This window comes from Streptomyces sp. NRRL WC-3549 (assembly GCF_000721935.1).
GTDB lineage: Bacteria > Actinomycetota > Actinomycetes > Streptomycetales > Streptomycetaceae > Streptomyces.
The window spans coordinates 409,390-419,764 of sequence record NZ_KL585394.1; the positions used below are offsets into that span (position 1 = coordinate 409,390).

Annotated in this window: 8 protein-coding genes and 1 pseudogene; 6 read left to right on the forward strand and 3 right to left on the reverse strand. The window is 71.1% G+C overall.

Annotated elements, in window-relative coordinates; all coding sequences use genetic code 11:
• Window positions 1–416 precede the first annotated feature (416 nt).
• From IH13_RS0112625 to IH13_RS0112645, 5 genes and pseudogenes are all read left to right on the forward strand, one after another.
• Window positions 417–1,502, forward strand: coding sequence for a substrate-binding domain-containing protein (locus tag IH13_RS0112625; protein ID WP_031083872.1), 1,086 nt, complete (start codon window positions 417–419; stop codon window positions 1,500–1,502).
• A gap of 255 nt (window positions 1,503–1,757) precedes the next feature.
• Window positions 1,758–3,091, forward strand: a pseudogene (locus IH13_RS37320) (ABC transporter substrate-binding protein).
• Entirely contained in the window at window positions 3,091–3,984 is an 894-nt protein-coding gene (locus IH13_RS0112635) for a carbohydrate ABC transporter permease (protein ID WP_031083874.1), read from the forward strand. The pseudogene IH13_RS37320 and the gene IH13_RS0112635 overlap by 1 nt, the downstream one beginning before the upstream one ends.
• Complete coding sequence (locus IH13_RS0112640; RefSeq protein WP_031083876.1) at window positions 3,981–4,835, forward strand: carbohydrate ABC transporter permease; 855 nt, start codon at window positions 3,981–3,983, stop codon at window positions 4,833–4,835. Before IH13_RS0112635 ends, IH13_RS0112640 begins: the two co-directional genes overlap by 4 nt.
• Window positions 4,836–4,870: 35 nt before the next feature.
• On the forward strand, window positions 4,871–5,899 hold the full coding sequence (locus IH13_RS0112645; protein ID WP_031083878.1) for a hydroxyacid dehydrogenase: 1,029 nt from the start codon (window positions 4,871–4,873) through the stop codon (window positions 5,897–5,899).
• Between the two features lie 171 nt (window positions 5,900–6,070).
• Here the strand turns inward: IH13_RS0112645 and groL are convergent, their stop codons facing one another.
• The 3 genes from groL to IH13_RS0112660 form a co-directional block, all read right to left on the reverse strand.
• Entirely contained in the window at window positions 6,071–7,693 is a 1,623-nt protein-coding gene (gene groL / locus IH13_RS0112650; RefSeq protein ID WP_031083879.1) for a chaperonin GroEL, read from the reverse strand.
• Between the two features lie 100 nt (window positions 7,694–7,793).
• A complete protein-coding gene (groES, locus tag IH13_RS0112655; protein WP_003966899.1) occupies window positions 7,794–8,102 on the reverse strand; it encodes a co-chaperone GroES in 309 nt (102 codons plus the stop codon).
• 303 nt (window positions 8,103–8,405) lie between these two features.
• Window positions 8,406–9,362: a polysaccharide deacetylase family protein gene (locus IH13_RS0112660; RefSeq protein ID WP_037841161.1), complete on the reverse strand. Its 957-nt coding sequence runs from the start codon at window positions 9,360–9,362 to the stop codon at window positions 8,406–8,408.
• Window positions 9,363–9,451: 89 nt separating this feature from the next.
• Here IH13_RS0112660 and IH13_RS0112665 point away from each other — a divergent pair.
• Window positions 9,452–10,375 (forward strand): methyltransferase domain-containing protein (locus tag IH13_RS0112665; RefSeq protein WP_063837432.1); only part of this gene is annotated, 924 nt, incomplete at its 3' end.

Here is a 10,375-nt window from a genome sequence, read left to right on the forward strand (position 1 = left end):
CCCGCGGGTCCGCGCGTCGGCCTCGCCCAGGGTCGCCCACGGGAGCGGTCCGCTGCCGGTCGCGCCCTGCGGGGACGCGGCTCAGCCGGGGTGGAAGGTGCGGCCGACGGGTGCCGTCCTGCGCGGCGCTCGGGCCCGCGAGGGCCGGGCCGGTGGTGGCCGTGGCCGCCGCGGTGACCCGATCGCCCGCGACCCGTCCTACGGACCCGGAGCCGGGACGGGCCGGGCACGCTCCCTGGCCGGCATCGTGCGTCCTCCTGGACTCGGGGTTGATCGAATGGCGCAGGATCGCGCCTAAATGATCGAAACTCCCATCGTTCGATCACGTTGGTCTAGGGTCGTCGGGTCGGACGAGGACTCCGGCGCCGGCCGGGCCGAGGGCCGGCGCCCACACACACTGCGAGGGGACTGCCACCGTGCGCGAAAGTGCTGCCGAACGTCATGACCGCCTGCTCGGGCTGGTCCGGGACCAGGGCTCCGCCCGGGTCTCGCACCTCGCCTCCCAGCTGGGCGTCTCGCCCGTCACGGTGCGCAGGGACGTCGAGGAACTGGCCGCCCGCGGCCTGCTCGACCGGGTCCACGGTTCGGTGTCGTGGCCGCAGGACGCCACGCCGGTGGCGGGGCCCGGTGCGGCGGGCAGCGGCAGGATCCTCGGCATGCTCGCGCCCTCCGCGACCTACTACTTCGCCGAGGTCATCCGGGGCGCCCACGAGGCCGCCGCCCGGGCGGGCGCCCGGCTGGTCCTGCGGATCTCCGACTACCGGCCGCGGGAGGACCACGCCCGCACCCGGGGGCTGCTCGCCGCGGGCGCCGAGGGGCTGCTGGTCGCACCCGGCTGGAAGCATCCGGGCGACCCCTCCGCATTCGGCGACTGGATCGGTTCGCTGCCGGTGCCCACGGTCCTGCTGGAACGCAGGCCCACCGCCGGCTCGCCGCTGGACGGCCTGGACCGGGTCTGCTCGGACCATGCGCACGGCGTACTGCTGGCCGTGCGGCACCTGGTGGGCCTCGGGCACGGGGCGCCGCTGCTGATGGCCCGCGCGGACTCCCCGACCGCGCTCGCGGTGCGCTCCGGGTACACCGAGGCGCTGGCCGTGCTCGGCCTGCGCCCGCCCGGGGAGGTGATCGGCTCCGTACCCGCCGACCGGGCCCCCGAGGCGTTCGAGGACGCCGTGCAGGCGCTTCGCGAGGCCGTCGCCGAGGGGGCGGCGACCGCGGCCCTCATCCACAACGACGTGGATGCCATCCAGGTGGTGCAGCGGCTGGCCGAGCTGGGCGTACGGGTGCCGGAGGACCTGGCGCTGATCGCGTACGACGACGAGGTGGCGGCGCTCGCGGACACCCCGCTCACCGCCGTGGCGCCGCCCAAGCACGAGGTGGGCCGCCATGCGACGGAGCTGCTGGTGGAGCGGCTCGGCCAGGGTTCCGGCGCGCCCCGCAGGCACCTGACCCTGCTCCCCCAGCTCCGGGTCAGGGACTCCTGCGGGGCCCTGCGGCCGTAGGGCGTGTCCGAAGGTCCCGCCCGCGGGGGCCCGGGCGACGGCGTGGGTTCGACGGCGGGGGTTCGACCAGGATGCTCCCCCGGGACGCCCGCGAGGACCTTCCGCCGGGTGTCCTCCGTGCGGTTCGCGCGCCTCTCCGGACACGACCCTCCTGATCTTTTTTCGATCAATCGCTCTTTCGCTCTTGACTTCGGTCACGGCTGGTCGAAAGATCACGCCCAACGCCAATGTCGTCGCCTGTTCAGGAGCCTCGCCGTGAGCCGCAGTTCCAGCAGAACGCCCCTCGCCGTAGTCGGCGCCGCCACCGCCCTCGCCGTCCTCCCGGGCTCACGGCCTGCGGCGGCAGCGGCGGCGACGAGTCCGCCGGAAGTGACGGCAAGCCGGTCAGCATCACCTTCTGGGGCTGGACCAAGGGGTCCAAGGAGGTCGTTGACGCGTTCAACGCCTCCCACACGGACATCAAGGTGGTGTACGAGGAGATCCCGTCCGGCAACGCCGGCGGCTACGCCAAGATCTCCAACGCCGTGAAGGCGGGCAACGCCCCGGACCTGGTCTCCATCGAGTACCCGCAGCTTCCCGAGTACGTCAGCCAGGGCGCCCTCCAGGACATCGGCCAGTACTTCACCGAGGACGTCAGGAAGCAGCTGCTGCCGCAGGCGGTGGAACTGACGACCCTCGGCGACAAGAACTGGGCCGTCCCCTTCGACGCCTCGCCGCAGGCCTTCTACTACCGCAAGGACCTCTTCGAGAAGTACGGCATCGAGGCCCCCAAGACCTGGGACGACTTCCGCGAGGCCGCCGAGAAGGTCAAGAAGGCCGACGAGAAGGCCCGCATCGGCACGTTCTTCCCCGACGACCCGACCACCTTCCAGGCGATGGCCTGGCAGGCCGGCGCCCAGTGGTACAAGCCCGAGGGCGACACCTGGAAGGTCGACACCAGCGACGCCGCGACGAACAAGGTCAGCGACTACTGGCAGGGCATGCTCGACGACGACCTGATCCGCGCCAACGCCGCGTTCAGCCCGGAGTGGACCAGCTCGCTCAAGAACGGCGGCACCGTCGGCTACCTCGGCGCGGCCTGGGGCGCGGGCGTCCTCAAGAGCACCCTGCCCGAGCAGAGCGGCAAGTGGGCCGTCGCCCCGATGCCCAGCTGGGACGGGAAGCCGGCCAGCGGCATGCTCGGCGGTTCCACCTTCGCGGTGCCGAAGACCAGTAGGAAGGCCGAGGCCGCGGTCGAGTTCGCCACCTGGATGTCCACCACCGAGGAAGGCATCAAGGCCCGTATCGAGTCCGGCACTTCGAGCGCGTTCCCGACCGCCGCCGCCCTGCGTCCGGCCGCGAAGGAGGCCTTCGACGAGGACTTCTACGGCGGTGCGGACATCTACCAGGTGTTCGAGGACGCCGCGACGTCCATCGGCCAGAACTGGAACTGGGGCCCGACCACCGGCACCACGAACACCACGATGAAGGACCAGTTCGGCAAGGTCGCCAGTGGCGGCACCACGATCAGGAAAGCCGTGAAGGCCGGCCACGACGTCACGGTCGCCGAGCTGAAGAAGCGCGGTCTGAAGGTCGAGGACGCAGGCTGATGAAGCACGCCCGGACGACCAGGGCCGCCGCCATCCTGCTGGGGCCCTTCTTCGTACTGTTCGCTCTGGCCATGGTGCTGCCGATCGGATACGCGGTCTGGCTCAGCCTGTTCACCGAGAAGCAGTCCGGCCTGGGCTTCGGCGGCACCGAGACCGTCTTCAGCGGGATCGACAACTACACGGCGGCGCTGGGCGACCGGGCTTTCCGCGAGGGCTTCGGCGTACTCCTCGGCTACTGCCTGTTCTACATTCCGCTCCTGCTCGTCGGCGCCCTCGCCCTCGCCCTGCTGCTCGACTCCACGCTGGCCCGCGCCCGGCGGTTCTTCCAGCTGGCACTGTTCCTGCCGCACGCCGTGCCCGGCATCATCGCCGCGCTGATCTGGGTGTACCTGTACACACCGCAGCTCAGTCCGGTGGTCAGCGCCATGGAGTCCGGCGGCATCGGCTTCGACTTCTTCTCGCCCGGCGGGGCGCTGCCCTCCGTCGTCAACATCGCGCTGTGGGAGTGGCTCGGCTACAACATGGTGATCTTCTACGCCGCGTTGCAGGCCATCGACCGCTCGGTGCTCGAAGCGGCCACGGTCGACGGGGCAGGCGCCTGGCGCGTCGCGATCGCCATCAAGGTCCCGCTGATCCGCGCCTCCGTCGTGATGGTCGCGCTGTTCACCGTCATCGGCTCGCTCCAGCTCTTCACCGAACCACTGATCCTCAACAAGGGGACCGGCTCCGCCGTCTCCTCCACCTGGACACCGAACATGTACGCGTACACCGCGGCCTTCGAACGCAACGACTACGGCCTCGCCGCGGCCGCCTCCATCCTCCTGGCGCTCACCGCCGCGCTGCTGTCCTTCGTCGTCACCCGCTTCACCGGCCGGAAGGGCAAGAAAGCATGAGTTCCCCCGCCTCCCGCGGCCGCTGGATGTCGAAGACAGCGGTCAACGGCTTCCTGCTGCTCGCCGTCGTCTACATGCTCTTCCCGCTCGTCTGGCTGGTCACCGCCGCGACGAAGGACGCCGGCGGCCTGCTGGCCGGCAACGCCTTCTCCTTCGACGGCTTCAACCTGGGCGAGAACCTGTCGGACCTGGGCTCCTACGGCGACGGCATCTACTTCCGCTGGTACCTCAACAGCCTCGGCTACGCGGGCGGCGGGGCGCTCGTCTGCTCGCTGATCTGCGTCGCCGCGGGGTACGCCTTCGACAAGTACGCCTTCCGGGGCAAGGAGCAGCTGTTCGGCCTGGTGCTGATGGGCGTGCTCGTCCCGACCACCGCGATGGCTCTGCCGATGTATCTGCTGGCGTCCAAGGTCGGCCTGGTGAACACCTACTGGTCGGTGCTGATCCCGGTGCTGGTCAACCCGTTCGGCGTGTACCTCGCCCGGGTGTTCTGCTCGGGTTACATACCGAACGAGGCGCTGGAGGCGGCCCGTATCGACGGGGCGGGTGAGCTGCGAACCTTCTGGTCCGTCGGCCTGCCCATGGTCATGCCGGGCTTCGTGACCGTGTTCCTCTTCCAGTTCACCGCGATCTGGAACAACTTCTTCCTCCCCCTCGTGATGCTCTCGGACCGCAAGTTGTTCCCGCTGAGCCTCGGGCTGTACTCGTGGAACACGAACACCCACAGCGAGCCGAGCTTCTACCCCCTCGTCGTCACGGGGTCGCTCCTCGCCGTCATCCCGCTGATCGTCGCCTTCGTCTCCCTGCAGCGGCACTGGAAGGCGGGACTGACCGCCGGAAGCGTCAAGTGACCGTCCACGCGAGCCCGAGGAGTACGAGTTCCACCATGCCGCACCCCACCGACAACCGGCCCCGGGCCCTGCTCGCCATGGGCCCCGGCATCGCCGGCCGCCTCCTCGCCGAACGCCACCACACCAGGCTGGCCGCCCTCACCCGTACGGACACCCGTCTCGTCGCCCACGACCTGACCGACCCGACGCCCGAGGTGGCCGCCGCGCTCGCGGAGGCCGAGGTGCTGTTCACCTGCTGGGGTGCGACGCCGCTCACCGCCCCGGTGCTGGCCCGCGCACCGCGGCTGCGCGCGGTGGTGCACGCGGCCGGTTCGGTCAAGCACCACATCACCGACGCCTGCTGGGAACGCGGCATCGCCGTGACGTCGGCGGGCGCCGCCAACGCCCTGCCCGTCGCCGAGTTCACCCTCGCCGCGATCCTCTTCGCGGGCAAGCGCGTGCTGCACTCCGCCGACCGCTACCGCGCCCTGCGCTCCGGCCACGACTGGCTCGCGGAGCTGGACGGCTCCGGCAACTACCGCCGTACGGTCGGCATCGTCGGAGCCTCCCGCATCGGCCGCCGGGTGATCGAACTGCTGCGCCCCTTCGATCTGGACGTCCTGCTGTACGACCCCTACGTCGACGCGGAACGGGCGGCGCAGCTGGGCGTCCGGCTCGCCACGCTCGACGAGCTGTGTGCGAGCAGTTCCGTGGTCTCGGTGCACGCCCCGCAGCTTCCGGAGACACACCGTCTCATCGGCGCGGCGCAGCTGGCGGCGATGCCGACGGGCGCGACGCTGATCAACACCGCGCGGGGTTCACTGGTCGACGAGGAGGCGCTGCTCCCCGAACTGACCAGTGGCCGGCTGCACGCGGTGCTGGATGTGACCCATCCCGACCCGCCCCCGGCGTCCTCGCCCTTCTACGACCTGCCGAACGTGCTGCTGACCCCCCATGTCGCGGGCTCGCTCGGCAACGAACTGCACCGGATGGCGGACCAGGCGCTGGACGAGCTGGAACGCTTCGCGTCCGGCCGCCCCTTCGCGGACCCGGTCCACGGGGACGCGCTGTCGCGCTCGGCGTAGACCGCCTCGGGCCGCAGGGCCCCTTTCCGGTGCGCCGGCGCACCGCCGGACCCGCCGCCGCTGCCCCCGCCCCCGGCAGCACTTCGCCCCGCCGCACTGCGACGGGGCGAAGCACCGAGGCCCGGTGCCCCCGCGACGGGGGCACCGGGCCTCGGCTGTGTACCGGACGTACTAGTGCGAGTGACCGTGGCCGTGGCCCGCGTCGGCCTCTTCCTCGGCCGGCTTCTCGACGACCAGGGTCTCGGTCGTGAGCAGCAGCGACGCGATGGACGCGGCGTTCTCCAGGGCGGAGCGGGTGACCTTCACCGGGTCGATGACGCCGGCCTTCACCAGGTCGCCGTACTCGCCGGTCGCGGCGTTGAAGCCCTGGCCCTTGTCGAGCTCGGAGACCTTCGAGGTGATGACGTAGCCCTCGAGGCCGGCGTTCTCGGCGATCCAGCGGAGCGGCTCGACGGCGGCGCGGCGCACGACCGCGACACCGGTGGCCTCGTCGCCGGTCTTGCCGAGGTTGCCCTCCAGGACCTTGACGGCGTGGACGAGCGCGGAGCCACCACCGGAGACGATGCCCTCCTCGACCGCGGCGCGGGTCGCGGAGATGGCGTCCTCCAGACGGTGCTTCTTCTCCTTGAGCTCCACCTCGGTGGCGGCACCGACACGGATCACGCAGACGCCGCCGGCCAGCTTCGCGAGGCGCTCCTGGAGCTTCTCGCGGTCCCAGTCGGAGTCCGTGGACTCGATCTCGGCCTTGATCTGGTTGACCCGGCCCTGGACGTCGGCGGAGTCGCCGCCGCCGTCGACGATGGTGGTGTCGTCCTTGGAGACGGTGACGCGGCGGGCGGTGCCCAGCACGTCCAGACCGGCCTGGTCGAGCTTGAGGCCGACCTCTTCGGCGATGACGGTCGCACCGGTGAGGGTGGCGATGTCGCCGAGCATGGCCTTGCGGCGGTCGCCGAAGCCCGGGGCCTTCACCGCGACGGCGTTGAAGGTGCCGCGGATCTTGTTGACGACGAGGGTGGAGAGCGCCTCGCCCTCGACGTCCTCGGCGATGATCAGCAGCGGCTTGGAGCCACCCGCCTGGATGACCTTCTCCAGCAGCGGGAGCAGCTCCTGGATCGAGCCGATCTTGCCCTGGTGGATCAGGATGTACGGGTCGTCGAGGACGGCCTCCATACGCTCCTGGTCGGTCACCATGTACGGCGAGAGGTAGCCCTTGTCGAAGGCCATGCCCTCGGTGAACTCGAGGTCCAGACCGAAGGTGTTGGACTCCTCGACGGTGATGACACCGTCCTTGCCGACCTTGTCCATCGCGTCCGCGATGAGCTCGCCGACCTGCGGGTCCTGCGCGGAGAGCGCGGCCACGGCGGCGATGTCGGCCTTGTCGTCGATCGGGCGGGCGGTCGCGAGGAGGTCCTCGGACACGGCCTTCACGGCGGCGTCGATGCCCTTCTTCAGGGCGGCCGGGGAGGCGCCCGCGGCGACGTTGCGCAGGCCCTCGCGCACGAGCGCCTGGGCGAGGACGGTGGCGGTGGTGGTGCCGTCACCGGCCACGTCGTTGGTCTTGGTCGCCACCTCCTTCACCAGCTGGGCGCCGAGGTTCTCGTACGGGTCGTCGAGCTCGACCTCGCGCGCGATGGTGACACCGTCGTTGGTGATGGTGGGAGCGCCGAACTTCTTGTCGATGACGACGTTGCGGCCCTTCGGACCGATCGTCACCTTCACCGTGTCGGCAAGCTTGTTGACGCCGCGCTCAAGGGCGCGACGGGCGTCCTCGTCGAACTTCAGGATCTTCGCCATGGGCTGAGATGTGTCCTCTCGAACGAACTGCGCCCCTTGCCACCCGGCTAGTCATCTCGCAGGGGGCCAGGGGCGCAGAACGGAAGCAAACGTGGGTGAACTACTTCTCGACGATCGCGAGAACGTCGCGCGCCGAGAGGACGAGGTACTCCTCGCCGTTGTACTTCACCTCGGTGCCGCCGTACTTGCTGTACAGCACGACATCGCCGGTCTTGACGTCGAGCGGCAGGCGCTCGCCGTTCTCGAAGCGGCCCGGGCCCACGGCCAGGACGACGCCCTCCTGGGGCTTCTCCTTGGCGGTGTCCGGAATGACCAGGCCGGAAGCCGTGGTCTGCTCGGCGTCGAGCGGCTGGACCACGATGCGGTCCTCGAGCGGCTTGATCGCAACCTTGGAGCTGGTGGTCGACACGATCCGGTCTCCCCCTTCGGAGATCTCACGGGGTTTAACAGTCTGTGGGTCGGCGACCAGGTCGATCCGTCGTCGCGGGTGCCGGACCTGCCCTGTCGCGCAGTGGTGCTGGCACTCTCCAGTGGGGAGTGCCAGACCTGAGACTATGGCCGCGATTAGCACTCGGTCAAGCGGAGTGCCAATTCACCATCCTCGCGTGGCGTGGACGGGCCGCGGCCACGCCCGGACAACGCCGGACCCCGCCGCTGCGTTCCGCACGGCGGGGTCCCGCTCGAAGGGGTCCGCCCGGCGGCGGACGGCGTGTCAGACGTAGTCCTCCAGCCTCGCCACCGCGTATCCCTTCTCGGTGACCGTCTTCATGACGTTGCGGACCAGGTCGACCATGGACGCGTCCCAGTCCGACGGGCCGCGGAAGTGGGTGAGGATGATGTCGCCCGGGTGCAGGTCCTGGTCCCACTCCCGCCACTCCATGTGGTCGGGGAACGCCTCGGCGGCCCAGAGGGGCACCGCCTTGACGCCGCAGGACTTGGCGATGCGCAGGGTGTCGCCGTTGTAGTTGCCGTACGGCGGCCGGAGCAGGGTGGGCCGCTTCCCGAAGCGCTGCTCGATCTTGTCCTGCTCGCCGCAGATCTCCTCGCGCTGCTCGTCCTTCGAGAGCCCGGGCAGATAGGGGTGGTTGAGCGTGTGGTTGTTCAGGGTGACGCCGCGCTTCTGCATCTCCTCGAAGTAGCCGTAGTCGTCGCTCACCTCGTAGTCGCTGAGGAAGGCGCTGTACGGGATGTTCAGCTCCGTCATCATCCGGAGCAGTTCGGGGTCCTTCTCCGAACCGTCGTCCATCGTCAGGAAGACGACGCGCTCCTCGGTCGGCACGGTGGTGAAGACCGGGGGGAGGTCCTCGCCTTCGGCGCCGTCGATCTCGAAGCCCTCGCGGGTGGTGAGGTGCGGCTTCCGCGCGGGCGGCGCCGGGGCCGTCAGCGGGACCTGGGCGAGCCCCCACTTCTTCGCCGCGGCCACGCGGGCCGCCTGCTGCCGCTTCACCTCCTCCGCACGGGCGTCCGCCGCGGGGGCGGGTCCCGCCTGGCCGGCCGCCGCCCCCGGCAGGCCCGCGGCGGGCGAGGCGGACCGCGCGGGGCCGGGCCCGTCACCGCTCTGGCCGGCGCACCCGGAGGCGACGGAGGCGACCAGCAGGGCTGCCGCCAGCGCGCAGACCGGTCTGTGACGATTCCGGGACAATTTTTCGTTTTGTCGTACTGTCTGCATGGCGCCGCATCCTGCCAGCCGCGTTCCGTCGCCCGGCCCCGACACTCCACCGGCTCCGCCCGGCCCCCCGACTGGCTCACAATGGACCGGTGAACGCCCTCCCCACGCCCGACGAGGCCCACCCGCACGCGGAGACCGGACCGCTCGCCGCCTTCGCCGCCCTGCGCACCCCCGAGGGCGCGGCGCTCCTGGACGAACTACGCGACCACGACCCCGCGCGGGAGCTGGCCACCGCGACGCGGCTGCGCCGCACCCACCCGGCCTCGCTGGTCTCGGCGGCGCTCGGCCAGGCCCGGCTGCGGCAGCGTGCGGTGGCCAAGTTCGGGGCGGCCGACGCGTACCGGATGTTCTTCACGCCCGACGGGGTGGAGCAGGCGACCCGTGCGTCGGTCGCCGCCCACCGTGCCCAGCGGTTCGTCCGGCTCGGCGGTGTGGGCAGCGTCGCCGACCTGTGCTGCGGGATCGGCGGCGACGCGATCGCCCTGGCCCGGGCGGGGATCTCGGTGCTGGCCGTGGACCGCGATCCGCTCACCGCCCACGTCGCCCGCGCCAACGCGGAGGCGCTGGGCCTCCAGGACCGCGTCGAGGTGCGGTGCGCGGACGTCACGGAGATCGACACCTCCCCGTACGACGCGGTGTTCGTCGATCCGGCCCGGCGCGGCGGACGGGGCCGGATCTTCGACCCGGAGGCGTACTCGCCGCCGCTGTCCTGGGCGACCGGGGCCGCGCTGAAGGCTCCGCGAGCCGCGCTGAAGATCGCTCCCGGGGTCCCGCACGAGGCGATCGGTCCGCAGGCCGAGGCCGAGTGGATCTCCGACGGCGGTGAGGTGAAGGAGGCCGTGCTCTGGTTCGGCGAGGGCACCGATCCCGGCTGCTTCCGGGCCACCCTGCTCCCGTCGGGGGCCACCCTCACCGCCCCCGGCCCGCTCCCCGCCCCGCCCGTGGGCCCGGTCGGCCGCTACCTCTACGAGCCGGACGGCGCCGTGATCCGGGCCTGTCTCTTATACACATCT

Coding starts and splice junctions, on each gene's coding strand:
- IH13_RS0112635 (WP_031083874.1), top strand. CDS start 3,091: ATGAAGCACGCCCGGACGACCAGGGCCGCCGCCATCCTGCTGGGGCCC.
- IH13_RS0112640 (WP_031083876.1), top strand. CDS start 3,981: ATGAGTTCCCCCGCCTCCCGCGGCCGCTGGATGTCGAAGACAGCGGTC.
- IH13_RS0112645 (WP_031083878.1), top strand. CDS start 4,871: ATGCCGCACCCCACCGACAACCGGCCCCGGGCCCTGCTCGCCATGGGC.
- groL (WP_031083879.1), bottom strand. CDS start 7,693: ATGGCGAAGATCCTGAAGTTCGACGAGGACGCCCGTCGCGCCCTTGAG.
- IH13_RS0112660 (WP_037841161.1), bottom strand. CDS start 9,362: ATGCAGACAGTACGACAAAACGAAAAATTGTCCCGGAATCGTCACAGA.